This window comes from Mycolicibacterium sp. MU0050, from assembly GCF_963378085.1.
GTDB classification, from domain to species: domain Bacteria; phylum Actinomycetota; class Actinomycetes; order Mycobacteriales; family Mycobacteriaceae; genus Mycobacterium; species Mycobacterium wendilense.
On record NZ_OY726395.1, the window covers coordinates 1486185 to 1506059 of the forward strand.

General features: G+C 67.1%; 21 protein-coding genes. 9 read left to right on the forward strand and 12 right to left on the reverse strand.

Features of this window, described 5'->3' with window-relative positions:
- Genes R2K23_RS07190 through R2K23_RS07200 form a run of 3 tightly spaced genes read right to left on the reverse strand, consistent with a single transcriptional unit; the run spans window position 1 to window position 1803 of the window.
- Window positions 1-354, reverse strand: coding sequence for a hypothetical protein (locus R2K23_RS07190; protein WP_316515584.1), 354 nt, complete (start codon window positions 352-354; stop codon window positions 1-3).
- Window positions 347-1675: an aromatic ring-hydroxylating dioxygenase subunit alpha gene (locus tag R2K23_RS07195; RefSeq protein ID WP_316515586.1), complete on the reverse strand. Its 1329-nt coding sequence runs from the start codon at window positions 1673-1675 to the stop codon at window positions 347-349. Before R2K23_RS07195 ends, R2K23_RS07190 begins: the two co-directional genes overlap by 8 nt.
- Entirely contained in the window at window positions 1675-1803 is a 129-nt protein-coding gene (locus R2K23_RS07200) for a hypothetical protein (RefSeq protein WP_316515588.1), read from the reverse strand. Before R2K23_RS07200 ends, R2K23_RS07195 begins: the two co-directional genes overlap by 1 nt.
- A gap of 308 nt (window positions 1804-2111) precedes the next feature.
- On the opposite strand from R2K23_RS07200, the gene R2K23_RS07205 reads away from it, so the two are divergent.
- The 8 genes from R2K23_RS07205 (at window position 2112) to R2K23_RS07240 (ending at window position 10883) form a co-directional block, all read left to right on the forward strand.
- The gene (locus tag R2K23_RS07205) at window positions 2112-3410 is read left to right on the forward strand and encodes an amidohydrolase family protein (protein ID WP_316515590.1); all 1299 of its coding nucleotides are present in this window, start codon (window positions 2112-2114) and stop codon (window positions 3408-3410) included.
- A gap of 118 nt (window positions 3411-3528) precedes the next feature.
- Window positions 3529-4707, forward strand: coding sequence for an acyl-CoA dehydrogenase family protein (locus R2K23_RS07210; RefSeq protein ID WP_316515592.1), 1179 nt, complete (start codon window positions 3529-3531; stop codon window positions 4705-4707).
- Between the two features lie 83 nt (window positions 4708-4790).
- Complete coding sequence (locus tag R2K23_RS07215) at window positions 4791-6023, forward strand: CaiB/BaiF CoA transferase family protein (RefSeq protein WP_316517113.1); 1233 nt, start codon at window positions 4791-4793, stop codon at window positions 6021-6023.
- Between the two features lie 20 nt (window positions 6024-6043).
- Entirely contained in the window at window positions 6044-7186 is a 1143-nt protein-coding gene (locus R2K23_RS07220; RefSeq protein WP_316515593.1) for a thiolase family protein, read from the forward strand.
- Window positions 7187-7207: 21 nt separating this feature from the next.
- Entirely contained in the window at window positions 7208-8356 is a 1149-nt protein-coding gene (locus R2K23_RS07225) for an acyl-CoA dehydrogenase family protein (protein WP_316515594.1), read from the forward strand.
- 255 nt (window positions 8357-8611) lie between these two features.
- Window positions 8612-9217, forward strand: a complete 606-nt coding sequence (locus R2K23_RS07230; RefSeq protein WP_316515596.1) for a TetR/AcrR family transcriptional regulator — start codon at window positions 8612-8614, stop codon at window positions 9215-9217.
- Window positions 9214-9735, forward strand: a complete 522-nt coding sequence (locus tag R2K23_RS07235) for a hypothetical protein (protein ID WP_316515598.1) — start codon at window positions 9214-9216, stop codon at window positions 9733-9735. The genes R2K23_RS07230 and R2K23_RS07235 overlap by 4 nt, the downstream gene beginning before the upstream one ends.
- Window positions 9736-9782: 47 nt before the next feature.
- Window positions 9783-10883 (forward strand): IS630 family transposase, encoded by a 1101-nt coding sequence (locus R2K23_RS07240; protein WP_316511500.1) that lies wholly within the window; start codon window positions 9783-9785, stop codon window positions 10881-10883.
- Between the two features lie 178 nt (window positions 10884-11061).
- On the opposite strand, the gene R2K23_RS07245 is transcribed toward R2K23_RS07240, so the two are convergent.
- The 8 genes from R2K23_RS07245 to R2K23_RS07280 form a co-directional block, all read right to left on the reverse strand.
- Window positions 11062-11259, reverse strand: a complete 198-nt coding sequence (locus tag R2K23_RS07245; RefSeq protein WP_316515600.1) for a ferredoxin — start codon at window positions 11257-11259, stop codon at window positions 11062-11064.
- The gene (locus R2K23_RS07250) at window positions 11259-12461 is read right to left on the reverse strand and encodes a cytochrome P450 (RefSeq protein ID WP_316515602.1); all 1203 of its coding nucleotides are present in this window, start codon (window positions 12459-12461) and stop codon (window positions 11259-11261) included. The genes R2K23_RS07245 and R2K23_RS07250 overlap by 1 nt, the downstream gene beginning before the upstream one ends.
- Window positions 12462-12558: 97 nt before the next feature.
- Window positions 12559-13368, reverse strand: a complete 810-nt coding sequence (locus R2K23_RS07255; protein WP_316515603.1) for an NAD(P)-dependent oxidoreductase — start codon at window positions 13366-13368, stop codon at window positions 12559-12561.
- The gene (locus R2K23_RS07260) at window positions 13365-14183 is read right to left on the reverse strand and encodes an NAD(P)-dependent oxidoreductase (RefSeq protein WP_316515605.1); all 819 of its coding nucleotides are present in this window, start codon (window positions 14181-14183) and stop codon (window positions 13365-13367) included. The genes R2K23_RS07255 and R2K23_RS07260 overlap by 4 nt, the downstream gene beginning before the upstream one ends.
- Entirely contained in the window at window positions 14183-15103 is a 921-nt protein-coding gene (locus R2K23_RS07265) for an alpha/beta hydrolase family protein (protein WP_316515607.1), read from the reverse strand. The genes R2K23_RS07260 and R2K23_RS07265 overlap by 1 nt, the downstream gene beginning before the upstream one ends.
- Complete coding sequence (locus tag R2K23_RS07270) at window positions 15100-16776, reverse strand: thiolase C-terminal domain-containing protein (RefSeq protein WP_316515608.1); 1677 nt, start codon at window positions 16774-16776, stop codon at window positions 15100-15102. The genes R2K23_RS07265 and R2K23_RS07270 overlap by 4 nt, the downstream gene beginning before the upstream one ends.
- A complete protein-coding gene (locus tag R2K23_RS07275; RefSeq protein WP_316517114.1) occupies window positions 16773-17075 on the reverse strand; it encodes a ferredoxin in 303 nt (100 codons plus the stop codon). Before R2K23_RS07275 ends, R2K23_RS07270 begins: the two co-directional genes overlap by 4 nt.
- Window positions 17076-17086: 11 nt before the next feature.
- Complete coding sequence (locus R2K23_RS07280) at window positions 17087-18403, reverse strand: NADH-ubiquinone oxidoreductase-F iron-sulfur binding region domain-containing protein (RefSeq protein ID WP_316515609.1); 1317 nt, start codon at window positions 18401-18403, stop codon at window positions 17087-17089.
- Between the two features lie 62 nt (window positions 18404-18465).
- On the opposite strand from R2K23_RS07280, the gene R2K23_RS07285 reads away from it, so the two are divergent.
- The gene (locus R2K23_RS07285) at window positions 18466-18948 is read left to right on the forward strand and encodes a hypothetical protein (protein WP_316515611.1); all 483 of its coding nucleotides are present in this window, start codon (window positions 18466-18468) and stop codon (window positions 18946-18948) included.
- 14 nt (window positions 18949-18962) lie between these two features.
- On the opposite strand, the gene R2K23_RS07290 is transcribed toward R2K23_RS07285, so the two are convergent.
- Entirely contained in the window at window positions 18963-19862 is a 900-nt protein-coding gene (locus tag R2K23_RS07290) for an alpha/beta fold hydrolase (RefSeq protein ID WP_316515613.1), read from the reverse strand.
- Window positions 19863-19875 lie beyond the last annotated feature (13 nt).

A 19875-nucleotide genomic window follows, 5' to 3' on the forward strand; every position in this document is an offset into this window, starting at 1 on the left:
TTAGACCACCGGCTCCCGGATGAGCTCGACCCACGCCGCACCGCTGTCGAGCACGCGCGGCTGCTTCCAGACCTCCACCGGGAAGCTCACCATCACCACCGACTGCATCAGGTGCATCAGCCGCTTGGCCTGATCCGGCATGTCATGCAGCGGGAAGCGGGCGTCGAGGTAGACCATGACCTCCTCGAGGCGCTCCATCCCGGCGTCGTAGAGCTCCTGCATTTCCTCCATGCTGGATTCCAGCCGCTTGGCGTAGCGCTCCGGCTCGGTGGCCAGGATCCAGTCGCTGAACCGCTCCAGATCGGCGAATTCAGCCGGCAGCAAGGACTCGCCGGCTCCGTTGTTCTCAGACATGTGCGCTGTCCTTCACATTCCCGTTGGTCTTGGCTGCCTCGGCGGCGGCCTGTTCTGCCTTGTACTTGTCGACGTACTTGTGCGCGGTGTGGTGCAGGTGCCGCAGCAGGATTTCCTGGTCGCAGAGCGGGAATTCGGTGACCGCCCGCGTCCCGATCTGGGTCTGCGTGGCCTCCAGGGTGTTGGCGTCCTGCAGGGCGTACTCCTTGAACGTCACCGCGGCCAGTTCCTGGCTCAACCGCTGGCGGGTGTTCTTCGGCGGGACGAAGTACAGGTTCGCCTCGAAGATGTGGGTGTCCACACCGGTCGGCCAGTAGTTGTAGGTGAGGTACCAGCCCGGCACCCACAACAGCAGCGTGAAGTTCGGGAAGAACTCGAAAGAGTCCTGGCCCCAGGTCTTTTGCCGGGCCGGGTTGACCGCCGGCGGCAGCTCGTCGGGCAGGATGCCCTTGATGTCCGGGCGGTCCCACGGACCGAACAGCCCGCTGTGCAGCACCCGCTCGATAGGCTTGACCATGTTGAGGTCCTTGGGCGGGCTCATGCCACCCCAGGACGAGATCATCGAATGCTGGTCCTTGATGTCGTAGTGCAGCGCCTCGAACCCGACCTTGGCCAGCTTCTCGGCCTCTTCCTTGGTCGCCTGCTTCATGTGCAGGATCGGCGCGTGGTAGAACTCGACGAAGGCGTCGATGAACAGCTTCCAGTTCGCCTTGATCTCGGAGCGGTAGCTGTAGACCTCGGTCATCTCGTGGAACGGGTAGCCCTTCAACCCCTGGCCGAACTCACCCAGGTAGTCCTCGAGCGGCTCGGCGTCGTCGTCGAAGTTGACGAAGATGAAGCCTTCCCAGACCTCGCACCGCACCGACTTCAGCGGGTAGTCCGCCTTGTCGACGTCGAAGAACTCGTCCTCCTGCTGGATGAACGTCAGTTCGCCGTTCAACGCATAGCGCCAGGCGTGGTACTTGCAGGTGAACTGCCGGCAGCTGCCGGAGGTCTCCTCGCCGGGGTAGTCGTTCCACACCAGCTTGTTGCCGCGGTGCCGGCACAGGTTGTAGAACGCCCGGATCTGGCCGTCCTTGTCCTTGTTGATGATGATCGACGTGCCGGGGCCCACCGACGGCATCTCGCGGGTGAAGTAGCTACCGGTCTTCGGCAGTCGCTCGACGCGACCGACGTGCAGCCATAGCTTGCGGAAGATGGCCTGCTGCTCGAGCTTCCAGTGTTCCGGATCGATGGAGTCGGTGTAGTCGACCGGGGCGGTGCCAAGCTCCGGCCAGTTCTCGGTCCAGCTGCCTACAGCCGGTTTGGGGAAGAACGCCATCAGTGGATCTCCTGTTCTCTACGACGCTCGGTGCCGTGTTGGGTGCTGGGCGGGTGGCCCGCGGGCTGGGCGGTGGGTGGCCCGGAATCAGGCGGCGACGCCGCGACGTGCTGGCTGGGCGGTGTCATCTGACCGGTCTCCTCTCGCTCACGAGAATCATATTCTCATATCCGGATAACAGATTTCCATGAACTTCGCGTTTGGTCAACGTCGGGTGCCCTCGGCGGGTCCGCGGCGGCAACTCGCTTCGGCTCGTCGACCTGCGGATTCGAGGCCGCGGCAGCGGCGGAGCTGCGGTTCGGATGTTGATTCTCGATTAGTGAGAAGCTAGTTTCCTAGTTGTGAGAACGCGCGCAGCCCAGCGCGTCAGCCTCTGTCGTGGCCGCCCGACGAGACGACGGACCGGGATCGGGTGCCCTAGCTGGAAGGAAGCGCCATGCACAAGGACGACATGATTTTGATTTCGGTGGATGATCACATCATTGAGCCGCCGGATATGTTCAAGAATCATTTGCCGGCGAAGTATGTCGATGAGGCGCCGCGGTTGGTGCATAACGCTGATGGCTCGGATACCTGGCAGTTTCGGGATGTGGTGATTCCGAATGTGGCGCTCAATGCGGTGGCGGGCCGGCCCAAGGAGGAGTACGGGCTGGAGCCGCAGGGTCTTGATGAGATTCGGCCCGGGTGTTATGACGCTGCGGAGCGGGTCAAGGACATGAGTGCCGGTGGGGTGTTGGCGACGATGAATTTTCCGTCGTTTCCCGGGTTCGCCGCGCGGTTGTTCGCCACCGATGATGACGAGTTTTCGATGGCGTTGGTGCGGGCGTACAACGATTGGCATATCGATGAGTGGTGCGGGTCGCATCCGGGGCGGTTCATTCCGATGGCGATTCCGGCGATCTGGAATCCGCAGTTGTGTGCCCAGGAGATTCGGCGGGTGGCCGACAAGGGTGTGCATTCGTTGACGTTCACCGAGAATCCTTCGACGTTGGGGTATCCGTCGTTTCATGACCTGGAGTACTGGCGGCCGGTGTGGGAGGCGCTGGTCGATACCGAGACGGTGATGAATGTGCACATCGGGTCGTCGGGGAAGTTGGCGATCACCGCCCCGGATGCGCCGATGGACGTGATGATCACGTTGCAGCCGATGAACATCGTGCAGGCCGCCGCGGATTTGTTGTGGTCGGCGCCGATCAAGGAGTTCCCGACGCTCAAGATCGCGCTCAGTGAGGGCGGCACGGGCTGGATTCCGTATTTCCTGGATCGGGTGGACCGGACCTTCGAGATGCATTCGACCTGGACGCATCAGGATTTCGGGGGCAAGTTGCCCTCGGAGGTGTTCCGGGAGCATTTCATGACGTGTTTCATCTCCGATCCGGTTGGGGTGAAGAACCGGCATCTGATCGGGGTGGACAACATCTGCTGGGAGATGGACTATCCGCATTCGGATTCGATGTGGCCCGGGGCGCCCGAGGAGTTGTGGGCGGTGTTCGACACCTACGAAGTCAGCGACGAGGAGATCAACAAGATTACCCACGAGAACGCCATGCGGCTCTACCAGTTCGACCCGTTCGCCCACATCCCCAAGGACCAGGCCACCGTCGGGGCGCTGCGCAAATCCGTCGAGGGCCACGACGTGTCGATCCGGGCACTGTCGCACGAGCGGGACCCCAACACCAGCAGCGGCATGGACGCCCTGACCGCCGCCGCCCAAGCCAACTCCTCAGCCCGCTAACCCCCACTGCGTGGCCCAAACTCACCTTTGGGCCACAAAGTACGAGAAACTTCCGGCACAACGTCGACCTCGACGCGCGGCCGGGACCGAATACGACGAGAACGTGAGGACGCACCCAATGTCTGGCGGAATGAGCTTCGAGCTGACCGAGGACCAGCAGCTGATCCGGAAATCGGTCGCCGAGTTGGCGTCGAAGTTCGACGACCACTACTGGATGACCAAGGACCAGGAGCACGAGTTTCCGCAGGAGTTCTACGACGCCATCGCCAAGGGCGGCTGGCTCGGGATGACCATCCCGGAGCAGTACGGCGGCCACGGTCTGGGGATCACCGAGGCCACCATCCTCGCCGAGGAGGTGGCCCGCTCGGGCGGTGCGATGAACGCCGCCAGCGCCATCCACCTGTCGATCTTCGGCATGCAGCCGGTGGTGGTGTTCGGCTCCGACGAGATGAAGGCGGCGACCCTGCCCCGCATCGTCAACGGCGACCTGCACGTCTGCTTCGGTGTCACCGAGCCCGGTGCGGGCCTTGACACCTCGCGCATCACCACGTTTGCCAAGCGCGACGGCGACCACTATGTGGTCAACGGCCGCAAGGTCTGGATCTCCAAGGCGCTCGAGTCCGAAAAGATCCTGCTGCTGGCCCGCACCACGCCCTATGACGAGGTGACGAAGAAGACCGACGGCCTGTCGCTGTTCCTCACCGACCTCGACCGCGACCGGGTGGAGATCCGGCCCATCAAGAAGATGGGCCGCAACGCGGTCTCCTCCAACGAGCTGTTCATCGACGACCTGCGGGTGCCCGTCGAGGACCGGATCGGCGAGGAGGGCAAGGGATTCCAGTACATCCTGCACGGCCTGAACCCGGAGCGGATGCTGATCGCGGCCGAGGCGCTCGGCATCGGGCGGGTGGCCCTGGATCGGGCCGTCAAGTACGCCAACGAACGGCATGTGTTCGACCGGCCGATCGGGATGAACCAGGGCATCCAGTTCCCGCTGGCAGACTCGTTGGCCCGACTCGACGCCGCCGAGTTGATCCTGCGCAAGGCGACCTGGCTCTACGACAACGGCAAGCCGTGCGGGCGTGAGGCCAACATGGCCAAATACCTCTGTGCCGACGCCGGTTTCGGCGCCGCCGACCGGGCGCTGCAGACCCACGGCGGGATGGGCTACTCCGAGGAGTACAACATCTCCCGGTTCTTCCGCGAGTCGCGCCTGATGAAGATCGCTCCGGTCAGCCAGGAGATGATCCTGAACTTCCTCGGCTCCCACGTGCTGGGCCTGCCCCGCAGCTACTGAGATCCAGCGATGACTGTCTCGTGGACGCGTCCCAGGGCCGGGCAGGTGCCGCCGCGGCGCGGCGCCATGGTTATGTGAACCGCATGCAGAACAACGCCGCGCCGCTGGCCGGGATCACCATCGTCGCGATGGAACAGGCCGTGTCGGCACCGATGTGCACCCGGGTGTTGGCCGATTTCGGCGCCCGGGTGATCAAGGTGGAGAACCCCAAGGGCGGGGACTTCGCCCGCGACTACGACGACGTCGTGAACGGCCCCGGTGGCCTTGCCGCGCACTTTGTCTGGGCCAACCGGGGCAAGGAATCGATCACGCTGAACCTGAAGTCGCCGGCCGGTCTCGACGTGCTGCACCGATTGCTCGAGCGCGCCGACGCCCTGGTCTCCAACCTGGCGCCGGGCGCGCTGGCCCGGATGGGGCTGGGCGCCGAGGACCTGCACCGGCGGCATCCCAACGTGATACCGGTGGAGATCGACGGATACGGCCCCGGCGGTCCGCTCTCCCACAAGCGGGCCTACGACCTGCTGGTGCAAGCGGAGTCCGGGACCTGCGCGGCGACCGGCTATCCCGGCATGCCGGCCAAGCCGGGCCCGCCTGTGGCTGACGTCTCCAGCGGACTGTATGCGGCGCTGTCGATCATGGCGTTGCTGATCGGGCGGGAACGGCACGGCACCCAGACCGCCCCCGCGGTCGCGGTGAGCCTGTTCGACACGATGACCGACATCATGGGTTATCAGCTGACCTACACCCAGCATTCGGGCATCGACCAGGAGCCCCTGGGGATGAGTTCGCCGGCGGTGGCCCCCTACGGTTCCTTCCCGACCCGCGACGGGCAGACCGTCGTGCTGGGGACCACCAACGACCGCGAATGGCAGCGACTGGCCCGCGAGATCATCGAGCGCCCCGACCTGGCAGACGACCCCAGGTTCGCGTCGAATTCGCAGCGCTGCGAGCATCGGGACATCCTCAATGCCGCCATTGAATCCTGGTGCGCCCAACACGATCTGGCGCACATTCAGAAGACGGCGGACGACGCGGGTATCGGAAACTCCCGCTACAACCGACCCAGCGAGGTGATAGCGCACCCGCACCTGCAGGCGCGCGACCGCTGGCGGCAGGTGGACACCCCCAAGGGGCCCATCTCGGCGCTGCGGCCCCCGCCGGTGATCGAGGGGTTCGAGCAACCGATGGGCGCGGTCCCCGGACTGGGGGAGCACACCGACGCGGTGCTGGCCGAGTTCGGCTTCGACGCGGCGGCCATCGCGCAGTTACGTGAGCAGGGCGCGATCGGGCCGGTCTATTCGGCCACGAAGCACTGAAAAGTCAAGGCGGAGGAACAATGCGAGAAACAGTCATCGTCGGTGCCGTGCGCACCCCGGTCGGTAAGCGCAACGGCGGGTTTGCCGAGACCCACGCCGCGGACCTGTCGGCGTTGGTGCTCAACGAGCTGGCGACCCGAACCGGGCTGGACCCCGACATCGTCGACGATGTGGTGTGGGGCTGCGTGTCCCAGGTGGGAGATCAATCCAGCAACATCGGCCGGTACGCGGTGCTGGCCGCCGGCTGGCCCGAGCACATTCCCGGCACCACGGTCAACCGCGCCTGCGGATCCAGCCAGCAGGCACTGGATTTCGCGGTGCAGGCGGTGATGTCCGGTCAGCAGGACGTCGTGGTCGCCGGCGGCGTGGAGGTCATGAGCCGCGTCCCGTTGGGCGCGGCCCGCGCCACCGGAATGCCGTACGGCCCGAAAGCCCTTGCCCGTTATGACGGTTTCGAGTTCAACCAGGGCACCGGCGCGGAGATGATCTGCGAGAAGTGGGGCTTCGACCGGACCGCGGTCGACGAGTACGCCGTCCGCTCGCACGAGCTGGCCGCCGCGGCGCAGGACGCCGGCGCGTTCACCGAGCAGATGGTGTCGGTCACCACCGAGGCCGGTGTGGTCGACGCCGACGAGGGCGTCCGCCGCGGCACCACCGTGGAGAAACTCGCCGGGCTCAAGCCGGCGTTCAAGGACGACGGCATGATTCACGCCGGCAACTCCTCGCAGATCTCCGACGGCGCCGCGGCGCTGCTGGTGATGACCACCGAGAAGGCCCGGGAACTGGGAATGACACCGCTGGCCCGCTATACCGCCGGCGCGGTGACCGGCGCCGACCCGGTGCTGATGCTCACCGGACCCATTCCGGCCACCGAAAAGGTGTTGCGAAAGGCCGGATTGGGGATCGACGACATCGGTGTGTTCGAGGTCAACGAGGCCTTCGCCCCGGTGCCGATGGCCTGGTTGGCCGATACCGGCGCGGATCTCGCGCGGCTGAACCCCCTCGGCGGTGCGATCGCGCTCGGGCATCCGCTGGGCGCGTCCGGCGCCGTCCTGATGACCCGGATGATCCATCACATGCGTGACAAGGGCATTCGCTACGGCCTGCAGACCATGTGCGAGGGCGGCGGCACCGCCAACGCCACCGTGGTCGAGCTCATCTAGCACCGACAAGGGAGAAACCTGATGCGTCGCACGCTGTTCACCGAGGATCATGAGGCGTTTCGCGAGCTCGCGCGCGATTTCATCGAGAAGGAGGTCGTGCCCGCGTATCCGCAGTGGGAGGAGGCCGGCCGGATGCCGCGGGAGACGTTCGCCAAGCTCGGCGCCACCGGGATGATGGGGATGGCGATCCCCGAGGAGTACGGCGGGGGCGGGCAACCGGATTACCGCTACAACGTGGTGCTGCAGGAGGAGGCGGCGCGGGCGTTGGTGACGCTGTCGACGGTGCGCACCCAGCTCGAGGTGATCCTGCCGTACTTCCTGCACTACGCCAGCGAGGAACAGCGGAAGCGTTGGTTTCCGGGGTTGGCCGACGGCACGTTGTTGACCGCGGTGGCGATGACTGAGCCGGGCACCGGATCGGATCTGGCCGGCGTGCGTACCACGGCCCGGCTCGACGGCGATCACTACGTGCTCAACGGGGCGAAGACGTTCATCACCGGTGGCATGCAGGCGGACCTGGTGATCGTCGTAGCGCGGACGTCGACCGATCCGGACAACCGCCGCCGGGGCCTGACCCTGCTGGTGGTCGAGGACGGCATGGCCGGCTTCGAACGCGGCCGCGAACTGGAGAAGATGGGCTGCAAGGTCCAGGACACCGCCGAGCTGTCGTTCACCGACGTCCGCGTCCCGGTCACCAACCGGCTGGGGGAGGAGGGCGAGGCGTTCTCCTACCTGGGGCACAACCTGCCCCAGGAGCGTCTGACCGTCGCCGTCGGTTCGGTCGCGCAGGCGCGCTCGGCGATCCATGCGGCGATCGAGTACACCAAGACCCGCAAGGCGTTCGGGACCCCGGTGGCGTCGTTCCAGAACACCAAGTTCGAGTTGGCGGCCTGTTCGGCGGAGGTCGAGGCCGCGCAGGCGATGCTGGATCAGGCGGTCGGCGAGCACGTCACCGGCGAGCTGTCCGGTGCCGATGCGGCACGGGTGAAGCTGTTCTGCACCGAGATGCAGGCCCGGGTGATCGATCGGTGCCTGCAGTTGTTCGGCGGTTACGGCTACATGATGGAGTACCCGATCGCGCGGCTGTACACCGATGCGCGGGTGGCCCGGATCTACGCGGGCACCAGCGAGGTCATGAAGGTCATCATCGCCAAGTCGCTGGGGCTCTAGCGCCCGCGATCTCCACCCTTCTCGCGCCGTGGACGGCGGCTCGGGGCGCCCATGCGGGTGCCCCGGCCGCAGCGGCGACGGCGCGATCTCAGTGTTTGTGCCCCCTGCACCGGTCTTCAGCGGCGGCGTGGCGCACAGTGCCCCGGGCGTGTGAGCCGACCGGAAAATTTTCCGAAAGAGACTCTTGTCACAACGGCAAAACCAACCTACTGTATGTTCATTAAGTAGGTTTGCCCGACCGGAAAGTCTCAGCCCGTGACCTCTGCCAGGCCTTATGCGACGTTGCTCGCCAAAGGAGAGGACCGCAAGGTCCGCATCCTCGCCGCCGCGCAACGGCTGCTCACCCAGAACGGGTGGCGCAACACCTCGCTGGCCCAGATCGCCAAGGAGGCCGGGGTCAGCGCCGCGGGCCTGCTGCATCACTTCGAGTCCAAGGAGCAGTTGCTGCACGCGGTCGTCGATGCACGTGACGCCGAGGACAACGCGCGTCTGGACCGTTCCGGCGACCTACTGGAGCAGATTGCCCGTGCGGGAGTGCGCGCCGAACGTAACCCCGAACTCGTCGGCACTTACTCGGTGCTGCTTGTCGAGAACCTGATGCCGGATGCGCCACTGCATGACCGCCTGCTCGCCAGGCAGCGGGCCGCGGTGAAGATCCTGGCGGACCTCATCCGCCAGGGTCAGGCATCGGGGAAGTATCGCGCTGACATCGACCCGGATCTCAAGGCCGTGCAAATCGTGTCCCTCGTCAACGGAATGGAAATCTCATGGCTGCTCGATCCCTCAATGCCTCTGCAGGAAGCGCTGCGCGCGTACGCGACCTCGCTGAGCCGGGAATTCGCGCCGGAAGGCACATCATGAGGTACCGCCTGGACGTGGTCGCGCCCAGCGTTCGCGACGCGGTGAGCGCCGCCGGCGGCTGGATGTTCGACCGGGTCATGGCGGGCTGGGACGTGCGCGTCCTGATCGACCCGGAGCGCGCCGACGCGGCCGACGACCGGGCCCTGCAGATCCTCGGCGCCGACACCGGCGACCTCGAGTCCGCGCTGCTGACCGGTCCCCGCGGGGTGCGGCCGCACGCGCTCGCGGTGGCCGCCGATCTCTACGAGCAGGATTCACGCATCCGCGAAGGCATTCAGCAGGCGCTCGACAGCGGGCAGACCGAGGTCACGCTGTGGGGCGAGAGCTGGCCGGACGAGTTGGACCACAGCAGCGTCGGGTCGGTCGAGCACCGGCTCAGCGTTGCCGCGCGGGCCTTCAAGGCGCAGGCGCTGGCCGCGCTGGACTGTACGGAGGCCGGGGCCGACGTCATCGAGCTGTTTCGCAGCGGCACACCGGCAAGCTGCCCGGTGGCCGCTGACCTGGTGCCCGCCAGCTAGTGGTGTGTCGTTGAAATAGTCTGGTTATTTGTTGGTAGACTCGGTGGATGGTGGCTGCGGCGTTGACGGCGACGGTTGAACAGCGAGTTGAGCTGGAGCGGATGGCGGCCTCGACGTCGTTGCCGCACCGGGCGGTGATCCAAGCTCGGGGCCTGCTGTGGGCCTGTGACGGGATCGCCAACGATGAGATCGGGCGGCGCTGTGGGGTGGACTCGGATGCGGTGCGACGCTGGCGTTCTCGATTCTCCGAAGAAGGCATCGCCGGTGTGGGCAAGATCGCCAAAGGTCGCGGCCGCAAGCCCAGTCTGCCAGCGGGTACGGTCGCCGAAGTGCTGCGTCTGACCCGTGAAGAACTGCCCGCAGACGGATCGACGCAGTGGTCCACCCGCACCATGGCCGCCCGGGTTGGGGTCGGAAAAGACTCCGTGGCCAAGATCTGGGCTGACCACAATCTCCAACCTTGGAAGGTGAAGACCTTCAAGGTCAGCAACGATCCGCATTTCGAGGAGAAACTCGTCGATGTTGTTGGGCTGTACATGAATCCGCCAGCCCGTGCGGTGGTGTTTTCCTTCGATGAGAAGACTCAATGTCAAGCGCTGGACCGGACCCAACCCTCGCTGCCGATGAAACCCGGCCGAGCCGGCACCATGACCCACGACTACAAACGCCACGGCACCATCGACCTGTTCGCGGCGATGAACGTTGCCACCGGTGAGGTGCTCACCGATCTGCGCAAAGGCCACACCGGCGCCGATGTACTGCGGTTCTTCAAACAGATCGACGCCTCTGTGCCCCGCGGACTGGCCGTGCATGTCGTGCTTGACAACCTCTCGGCGCACTCGACTCCGGAGATCAAGAAGTGGCTGGCGCACAAGGACCGTCGCCGCTGGCACCTGCACCCCACTCCGACCTCGAGTTCCTGGCTCAATCTCATCGAACGCTGGTTCAAAGAGCTCACCGACAAACGACTGCGTCGCGGAGTATTCACCAGCGTCGCCGATCTCACCGAGGCGATCACCACCTGGGCCGCCCACTGGAACGCCAACCCCACGCCATTCATCTGGAAAGCCACCGCAGAAGACATCATCACCAAAGTCCGCCGCGGACGCGAAACACTTAACCACCTCAATTCACAGACGGAGCACTAGCGGGCCCACCTACACACCGCGAGCGGCCACCCTGGTACGGCTCCCACCACCTACGCGAGCGCTCATCCTTGTACGGAAATCCTTGAGAATTTGTACAAGGATGAGCGCTCGTCGTGTGGTTAGGCCGCCGCGCTGTGGTGAGCGCTCGCGCTGTGGTCGGGCTTCGCGGTGGTGAGGGTTATTCGCGGATGGTGATGGCCTGGCGGGGGCATTGGCGCACGGCCTCGCGGACCTGGGCCTCGTTGTCGGGGGTGACTTCGTCCTGCAGGACGTGCAGGTAGTCCTCGTCGTCGAGTTCGAAGACCTCGGGGATGATGCCCATGCAGACCCCGTTGGCTTCGCAGATCTCGAAGTCGACCTCGATCTTCTTGCTCATCAGCGCAGCACCTTCACCGGGACGTGGTGATACCCCGCGACGTTTTGCATCTTCACCTTGGACAGGCCGTCCCATTGGACCTCGTAGCGGGGCATGAAGTCGAGCAGTCGCTCTACGGCGATGGTGGTTTCCAGGCGGGCCAGCGCCGCGCCGAGGCAGCTGTGGATGCCGTAGCCGAAGCCGAGGTTCTGGGCTTCGGTGCGGTCGCGGTCGATGTCGAACAGGTGCGCATCGGTGAAGGCGCGGGGGTCACGGTTGGCGGCGGCTTTCATCAGGAAGACGGGTTTGCCGGCGGGGATGGTGACACCGTGCAGGTGGGCTTCTTTGAGGGTGAAGCGGACGTTGTAGTGCACGGGGCCGTCGAAGCGCAGCATCTCCTCGACGGCGGCGGGGACCTTGCTGCGGTCGTCGAGCAGTTTCTGCCATTGGTCGGGGTTCTTGGCGAAGGTGACGATCGCGTTGCCGACCAGCTTGGTGACGGTTTCCGCCCCGGCGCCACCGAGCAGCGAGGTGAAGCCGGCGATCTCGATGTCGTCGAGCTTGCGCAATTGGCCGTCCTCGGCGAGGATCTCCGCTTGCACCAGCCGGCTGATCATGTCGTCCTGCGGGTTGGCCCGCCGCTCCTGGGCCAATTGGTAGTAGTACGTGCCGGATTCGATCGCGGCCTGCATGCCGGCCTCGGTGTAGCCGATGTTGCCGGGCTCGCGGGTCAACGAGGTGTCGATCCAGTGCCGCACCATCTGGCGGTAATCCTCGGGGACGCCGGCCATCCGGGTGATGACCTCGACCGGGAACGGTCCGGAGAAATCCTGGACCACGTCGAAGTTGTCGGGATCGACCTGACCGAGGTAGTGGTCGACGAGGTGCTCGACGGTCTCGCGCTGGGACTGGATGGCGCGCGGGGTGAACGCCTTGTTCACCAGGCTGCGCATCACCCGGTGTTCGGGCGGATCCATGAAGATGATCGACTTCTGCGGCCCCTCCTCCGACTGAACCATCGCCAGGTCGCAACCCCGCGTGGAGGAGAAGGTCTCGTGGTCCTTGAGCGCGGCCGCGACGTCGGCGTGCCGGGTCAGCGCGTAGAAGTCGAATTCGTCGCTGTAGTAGACCGGCGCCTCGTCCTGCATGCGCAGGTAGATGTCGTACGGGTCGTTGAAGTATTCGTCGGAGAACGGGTCGAAGACGACCTGCGGCTTGGTCATGTGCGGCCTCCGGGGCTGAGAGGTGCGAAGTTACGGATAAAGCGGTAACTGTAACGTTAACAGTAATCGCGACCGCGCGGGCCGTAAAGCGCCGTTCTCAATGCCCCAGTCCCGCGTCGACCAACGGGTCGAGACGTCCGAGATCGGCACCGAGTTCGGCCGTGGTGCGCCGGACGACGGCCACGTCCTTGCCGATGAATTCGCCGACCGCGGCGATGAATTTCGCGGCCGATCCGGCCCGGGCGATGTTGCCCATCGCCCGGGATGCACCGCTGCCGTGCGGCAGCGCGTCGAGCGCGGCCGATTCGTCGATGCCGAGACGCTCGGCCAGCTTGGTGGCCTCGGCGACCAGACCGATCTGCGCGGCGAACAGCGCGTTGTTGATCAGCTTCATCTTCTGCCCGGAACCGACCGGGCCGACGTGCACCACCGGGTCGCCATAGCTCGCCAGCGCGGGTCGGGCCTTGGCCACGGCGTCCTCGGTGCCACCGAGGTAGAGCGTCAGCGTTCCAGCGGCGATGTCGTGCGGACCCCCGCTGACCGGGGCGTCGAGCACGCCGACGTCGCGCGCGGCACCGGCCTCGGCCAGCGTCGCCGCGGTCTGCGGGCTGCCGGTGGTGTGCACCACCAACACCGAACCGGGGCGCATCGCGGCCAGTAATCCGTTGCCGGCCGGGGAGTCCGAGCACAGCTCGCGGACCTGCTCGTCGGTGAAGACGCACACGATCACCACGTCGGCGCCGGCGGCCACGTCGGGCGCCGCGCTCACCGTGGCGGCGCCCAACTCGGCCAGGGCGGTGCGCTTCTCGGCGGAGCGGCCCAGGGCGGTGACCTCGTGGCCGGCGGCCAGCAGCCGCTCGACCATCGGTGTGCCCATGCGGCCGGCTCCGACGAAGCCGACTCTCACCGGGGATTGTCCATCAGCTCGAGGGCGGTGTCGGCCACCGTGAACACGGTGCCCTCCTTGGCGTCGGCGCGGGCGGCCAGGTCGGCGGCCAGCCGAACGTCCTTCTGCAGCAACGCGCCGGCGATCGGAGCCAGCCGTTCCAGCGTGCCCCCGAAGGCGGCGATGCTGCCGAGCGCCTTGCTGGTGCCCGAGCCGCGGGTGAGCACCTCGCACATCTTGGTCCGCTCCACCCCGAGTTCCTCGCCGAGTTCCAGCAGGCTCATCGCGCTGCCGAGATTGGCGCTGAACAACAGGTTGTTCAGGATCTTGCTGACCTGGCCGGCGCCGACGGGGCCGAGATGCACGATCGGGTCGGCGTAGGTCTCGAACACCGGCCGACACTTCTCCAGGTCTTCCTCCGCACCGCCGACCATCACCAGCAGCTGCTTGGCCTCGACGGCGGGGCCCCCGCCGCTGACCGGCGCGTCCAGCACCGAAACCTGCTTCTGTGCAGCCGTTTCCGCGAGTTCGCGGCAGGTGTTGGGGTGCACGGTGCTGTGGATGACGATGATGCTGCCGGGCCTCATGTTCGCCACCAGGCCCTGCTCGCCCTCGCACAGCTGTCGCACGTCGTCGTCGCCGATCACGCACAGGCAGACGATGTCGCAGTCCGCGGCCAACTCCGCCGGTGTGCCGGCGACCTTGGCCGCGGTGTCTGAGTAGGGTTCCAGCGAGGCCGCGCGCCGCGCCCACAGCGTGGTCGGGATACCCGCGTCGACGATGGCGCGCGCCATCGGGCCGCCCTGGCTCCCCAATCCAATGAATCCGACTCGCATCAATTGGCCTCCATCGTGACATCGGTTGTGGCCCGGGTCTCCGAGGTTCGGCGGACCCGGCATTCCTCCGCGAACGCCAACGCGCTCAGGTGGTACGCGGCGGCGGTGTGGCCCAGGCTCAGGTTGTGGCCGCCGTTGAGCTGGCGTGTCGTACGGACGTCCGGCGCGGCGGTGAACAGGGCGGCGACCTCGCCCAGCGCGGCATCGTCGGCTGCCCACACCCGCTCGAACTCGGCCATCGTGTAGCGCACCGGAACGCGCACCCGCGCAGCCAGTTCGGTGACCGTCGCGGCCCAGTTGGCCACCAGGCCGCCCTCGTAACCCGGCGAGATCGGGCCGGCCTTGATCCGTACCGCACCGGCGATGCCGTCGGGGTACAGCTCGGCGGGCTCCCACAGCAGTTCCCGGAGGCCAGTCGGAACGTTGGTGATTGACGCCGACGACAGCACCGCGGCCGCGGCCTCCTGCTGGTTCAGCCCGGTGCCGGAGATCTCGACGCCCAGCAGCTGCCGGCCGCGGTCCGGGTGGGCGGCCAGCTGCAGCGCCAGCTCGGTGCCGTTGGAATGAGCCAGCACGAACAACCCGGCGCCGCGGTCGCGGTCCCCGAGGATGGCATCGATGGCGCCGTAGGTCATCTCGGTCCGGCGGGCCGGGTCGGTGAACTCCTCGGCGTACAGGGCGGAGCTGCCGAAGCCGGGCCGGTCCAGGGCGAGCACCGTGTAGCCCAGCCGGGCCCCGAGCCGTAGCAGCGAAAGCCGGGGATGGCCGGGGCAATCGAAGTAAGCGCCGGTGGTGGCGCCGCCGTGGATCGCCACCACGACGGCTGTCGGGGCGGCGTCGGCGGGGCAGGCCAACAGGCCCGACATCGGCACCCCGTCGACCAGGACCACCCGCGGGGTGGGCACCGGGCCTTCGCTCACGTGTCCGCCCGCAACAGCAGGACGCCGCTCGGGGTCAGGCCGCCGCTGCTGACCACCGCCACCCGCGCGTCGGCGACCTGCCGGTCGCCGGCCTCGTTGCGCAGCTGGGTGACCGCCTCGTGGATCAGGCCCATCCCGTGGGTGCGCCCGTGGGAGAGCTGACCACCGTGGGTGTTGAGCGGGATCACGCCGTCGCGCGCGATGTTCTTGCCGCCGTCGAGGAAGTCCTTGGCCTCGCCGATCCCACAGAAGCCCAGTGCCTCCAACCAGGACAGGCAGTTGAAACTGAAACCGTCGTACAGCTCGGCGACGTCGACGTCGCTGGGCCGCAACGAGGTTCGCGTCCACAGGTGGGCCGCCTGGCCCAGTACCTGCGGTTCGTGGGTCAACGTGGTCTGGTCCCAGTCGGTGCGCTCGATGATCTGCGTCCCGACCGCCTCGATGCGCACCGGCGGTTTGGCCAGATCGTCGGCCGTGTCGACCGCCGAGACGATCACCGCCACCGCGCCGTCGCACGGGACGTCGCAGTCGTAGAGCCCGAACGGCGTGGTGATCATCCGCGCCGACAGGTAGTCCTCCATGGTCATCGGATCGCGGTAGATGGCCGTGGGATTCAGGGCGGCGTTGGCGCGCTGGTTCAGCGCGATCCAGCCCAAGGTCTCCCGCGTGGTGCCGTACCGATGAAAGTGGCGCTGCGCGTTGAGCGCCAGCGTGTGGGCGGCCGAGGTGGCGCCGAACGGCGCCTGCCAGTTGGTGGTGCGCATGCCGCCGGGCGGGGCGGCCTTGCCCTCCTTCATCAGCTGGCTGAAGGTCGCCTCCCACAACGTGCGGAAGCACAGCACATGGCGGGCCATCCCGGTGGCCACGGCCATCACCGCGGCGATCACCGAACCACCCGGGCCAAAGGTGTCCATGCCGCCGTTGATCCACGTCGGCTTGATGCCCAGCGCGCCCTCGAGCGCACCGACCCCGCCCTCACCCATCCCCGCGATGTCGAGGCCGGGGTAGGTCGACAGCCCGTCGATGTCGTCCAGCGTCAGCCCGGCATCGGCGACCGCGGCCTCGCAGGCCTCGATGGTCAGCGACAGCGGCGGCACCATCAGTCGGCGGCCCAACCGGGAGGCGCCGATACCGGTGATGACGGCTTTGTCCTCGAACTTCTCCTGTCGCACCATGGGACGGACGTGCTTCGAGAAATCTTCGGGGGCAATCTCGTCGGCCGGCAGCTCACCCAGCTGCTTCGGGGCGACGGGTCGGAACAGCGGCAGGTAGACGTCGTCGGCCTTCTCGAACTCCACCTCGACCAGCTGACCCAATTCCAGGTCCACACCGCCGGACTCGTCGATGTCGACGAGGATGTTGGTGGTCAACCGGACCCGCGGATCTTCCTCGAGGGCGACCTGCGCCACCACGTACGGCGCCGGCAGGCCCGGCAGGCTGAAGCGGTGGTTGACGGTGAAACCGGCCAGCACGCCGCGGCCCGACACCTCACGCACACCCATGTTGTGGCTGCGGCAGTACCGGCAGATCGGTTGCGGCGGGTGGATCAGCGACTTGCAGTCGCCGCACTCGCAGATCCGGAGTACGCCGTCGGCGCCTGCGGTCCAGAAGAATTCGACCTCCGGACGAAGCTCCGGGAGCGGGAGTCGGGTGGGCGTATCGGCTGAACTCATCGGGTGAATCCCCATTCGGCTTCGTTGTCGTCGACCTTGAGATGGGCGCCGGGATCTTCGTCGGTGGCCGGCCGGGGCCCCGGCGGGGCCTCGTTGGGCCCGTGGGCGTTGATCTCCATGATCGCGTGCACCGGGCAGTCCAACAGGGCTCGCATGACGGCGTCGCGGTCCTGCTCGGGAATGTTGCCGTCGCCGACGAGCACCGCGTAACCCCAGTCGTCGAGGGAGAAGTACTCCGGCGCGTGCTTGGCGCAGATCCCGAAGCCGTCGCACAACGTGCGATCCAACTTGATTTGCATCTTGTCGGACATCACGGGGCCTCCACTGCTTCTACCTCGAAGGGGCGCGCTGCGGCGAAAACATCTGCGCCACAGACGGTACAGCCGCCGGCGAGGTGGCGAGCGACCTCGGCGGGAAACTTGTCGAGCAGGCTCGCGGCGATGTTGGTGGCGGCGTCCAGGGTGCCGCAGGCGCCTCGACCGCGCAGCACCACCGACCACCGCTTCAACCGGGCGACATCCTCGTCGGTGGCCACGCCGTCGCGCAGGGCTCCGGCGGCCGCGGCCATCGCCGCGGTCCCGTTGAAGCACGATCCGCACTGCCCGGCGTTCTCGCGATCGAAGTACGCCAGCACCGCGGCGGCGACGGCCACCGGGCATTCGTCGGTGAGGACCGAGACGGCGCCGCAACCGAGTCCGCTGCCCAAGCCGCGCAGTGTCTCGTGGTCCAAGGCGGTGTCGGTGACGTCGGCGCCGAGCAGTCCGGCGAAGTAGCCGCCCATCAGCGCGCCCCGGACCGACTCGGGTGCGAGTCCGTGCAGGGCAAGGACTTCCGAAAGCCGTACGCCGTGCGGCAGTTCATAGAGGCCCGCGGGCCGACCGGCGCCGGTGATGGTGGCCAGGAAGGTGCCCGGGGAAGCATCGGTGCCCGCCTCCCGGTACGCGGCCGCGCCGTGGCGCTGCACGTAGGGGAGATTGGCCAACGTCTCGACGTTGCTGACGATCGTCGGTAGGCCGCCGACGCCTTCTTCGAAGGGCCGCGGCGGTTTGTCGGTGGGCTTGGCCGGTCCGCCGTTGATCGCCTGGACCGCGGCGGTTTCCTCGCCGGCGACATAACCCGCGGGGACCACCCGCAGGCTGAGCGTCAGGCCGCCCAGCGGGTCGCTGCCGTCGGCCCGGATCTCGTCGAGTGCGGCGTCGACCGCGCGGGCCGAGGCGGGATCGGACACATAGACGTGGGCGTGTTTGGCGCCGACGACATGGGCGGCCAGTCGCGCGCCGTCGAGCACCAGGTGCGGTCGGTTGCGCAGCAGCCAGCGGTCTTTCACCGATGCCGGTTCGCCTTCTTCTCCGTTCGCCACCAGCACTGTGTCGCGCCCCGTGTTGGCCGCGGACCGCACGGTCTGCAGCTTGACCGCCAAGGGGAACGCCGCCCCGCCGCGCCCCCGGACGCCCGCGGCGCGGACCTCGTCGAGCAGCGCGGTGGGATCGGCGAGCGAGGCATAGCCGCCGCCGGCCACGTACTCGGCCAGGGTCTCCACGCCGTCGGACTGTCGCAGCAGTCGGGCGGTGATGCCGGGCCAGACGCCGACCGTGAAGCCGGCGGGTGCTGCCTTGGTGTTGTTCATGACTGACTCCTGCGGACCGGGGGGTGGGCTGTCGACGCCCGAAGCTGGCTAGTCTCGTGGGCATGCGAACCGCAGTGGTGCGAGTACGGGTGGACCCCGACGGGGAACTGACCGCGGCTCAATTGGATACCGGGATGGCGGCGCTGGCCGAGCTCGCGACCGCGGCCGGCGCGACGCTGATCGAGAACAACCTCGCTGCACTGCCGCCCAGCCGCCGCGAGGTGGAACTGCTGATGACCGGGGCGGCGGCCGAACAGCTGCAGGAGACGGCGATGTCGTTGTGCCGAAAGACCTTTGGCGAGCTCGGTGGTAATCCGGTGCCCGGCGTCCTGACCTACGTCAGCCACGGCACCGACGACGACGCCCACGGCGTGCTGGCCGGCTTCGGCCTGACGGGGGAGATCGAGCGGACCCCGACCGGGGAGGGCTGGGACATCGTCGACGTGACCCTGCGCAAGACCGACCTGGAGCGGGTGCCGGAGAGCAGGATTCACACCGCGCTGGAGGCGTCGCTGAACTGTGAGGTTCGGATCCACACGGTCTGACGGCACCGCGGCGCTCATTGCTCGTCCAGGAAATCCAGGATCGCCGGCGCCGCCTGCACCCAGGTGTCGAACAGGCAGAAGTCCTTGCCGCCGCTCTGGGCCATCTTCTCGCCGGCGCGCTCCCAGGCGTCCTCGGGCCACGGCGGGTCGATCAACGTCGAACCCTTGATCAGGCAGTGCACCTCGAAGGACGTGCGCTTGGGGTGGTCCCAGTCGTTCTCGCCGCCCCGAATGATGAGCGTGGGCACGGTGATGTTGTCGAACATCTCGTCGACGACGCCGGGGATGGTCTGGCCGGGTTTGGGCACGTAGGCGTTGAGCCAGCGCAGCATCAGCTTGAGGAACTCGTCGGCGTCCAGATCGCGGAGCCGCTGTTCGTTGGCCGGGTTCTGCTCGATGCGCTCGCGCCATTCCGGCACCTTCAGCAGACCCTCGATGCCGAGGCCCCGCACGGCCAGGATGCTCGGTACCACGTAATGGCCGCCGAGTACGAAGCTCCCGTACACGCCGCCGACGATGTTCCACACCACCAGCTTTCGCACCAACTCGGGGTAGAGCATGGTGGTCAGCATCGAATCGCGGGCACCGCCGGAACCGCCGGCGATGATGCACGGGCCGATGCCGAGGGTGGTGATCAGCTTGGCCAGCGTCTCGGCCCGCATGTGGGATTCGCTCTGCCCGTAGAACTGCACTTCGGACTTGCCGCAGTTCGGCCGGTCCCACAGCAGCACCCGGTAGCCGCCGTCGGCCAGGGCCTCTGCCAGCGGTCGCAGCCCGGGGATGTCCTTACTGAACCGGCCGCCGGGGGTCAGGGCGATGAAATCGCCCTTTTCACCCAGGATTTCGTAGACGACGTCGCCGCCGTTGATCTTGGCGGTGTGTTCGCCCGGCGTGAGTGCGGTGCTGGTCGGCATGGGTGTTCTCAAT

Excerpts from the sequence above, each read along its gene's own strand:
- R2K23_RS07190 (WP_316515584.1), bottom strand. The coding sequence starts at position 354 with ATGTCTGAGAACAACGGAGCCGGCGAGTCCTTGCTGCCGGCTGAATTC.
- R2K23_RS07195 (WP_316515586.1), bottom strand. The coding sequence starts at position 1,675 with ATGGCGTTCTTCCCCAAACCGGCTGTAGGCAGCTGGACCGAGAACTGG.
- R2K23_RS07200 (WP_316515588.1), bottom strand. The coding sequence starts at position 1,803 with ATGACACCGCCCAGCCAGCACGTCGCGGCGTCGCCGCCTGATTCCGGG.
- R2K23_RS07205 (WP_316515590.1), top strand. The coding sequence starts at position 2,112 with ATGCACAAGGACGACATGATTTTGATTTCGGTGGATGATCACATCATT.
- R2K23_RS07210 (WP_316515592.1), top strand. The coding sequence starts at position 3,529 with ATGTCTGGCGGAATGAGCTTCGAGCTGACCGAGGACCAGCAGCTGATC.
- R2K23_RS07215 (WP_316517113.1), top strand. The coding sequence starts at position 4,791 with ATGCAGAACAACGCCGCGCCGCTGGCCGGGATCACCATCGTCGCGATG.
- R2K23_RS07220 (WP_316515593.1), top strand. The coding sequence starts at position 6,044 with ATGCGAGAAACAGTCATCGTCGGTGCCGTGCGCACCCCGGTCGGTAAG.
- R2K23_RS07225 (WP_316515594.1), top strand. The coding sequence starts at position 7,208 with ATGCGTCGCACGCTGTTCACCGAGGATCATGAGGCGTTTCGCGAGCTC.
- R2K23_RS07235 (WP_316515598.1), top strand. The coding sequence starts at position 9,214 with ATGAGGTACCGCCTGGACGTGGTCGCGCCCAGCGTTCGCGACGCGGTG.
- R2K23_RS07240 (WP_316511500.1), top strand. The coding sequence starts at position 9,783 with ATGGTGGCTGCGGCGTTGACGGCGACGGTTGAACAGCGAGTTGAGCTG.
- R2K23_RS07245 (WP_316515600.1), bottom strand. The coding sequence starts at position 11,259 with ATGAGCAAGAAGATCGAGGTCGACTTCGAGATCTGCGAAGCCAACGGG.
- R2K23_RS07250 (WP_316515602.1), bottom strand. The coding sequence starts at position 12,461 with ATGACCAAGCCGCAGGTCGTCTTCGACCCGTTCTCCGACGAATACTTC.
- R2K23_RS07260 (WP_316515605.1), bottom strand. The coding sequence starts at position 14,183 with ATGCGAGTCGGATTCATTGGATTGGGGAGCCAGGGCGGCCCGATGGCG.
- R2K23_RS07270 (WP_316515608.1), bottom strand. The coding sequence starts at position 16,776 with ATGAGTTCAGCCGATACGCCCACCCGACTCCCGCTCCCGGAGCTTCGT.
- R2K23_RS07275 (WP_316517114.1), bottom strand. The coding sequence starts at position 17,075 with ATGCAAATCAAGTTGGATCGCACGTTGTGCGACGGCTTCGGGATCTGC.
- R2K23_RS07280 (WP_316515609.1), bottom strand. The coding sequence starts at position 18,403 with ATGAACAACACCAAGGCAGCACCCGCCGGCTTCACGGTCGGCGTCTGG.
- R2K23_RS07285 (WP_316515611.1), top strand. The coding sequence starts at position 18,466 with ATGCGAACCGCAGTGGTGCGAGTACGGGTGGACCCCGACGGGGAACTG.
- R2K23_RS07290 (WP_316515613.1), bottom strand. The coding sequence starts at position 19,862 with ATGCCGACCAGCACCGCACTCACGCCGGGCGAACACACCGCCAAGATC.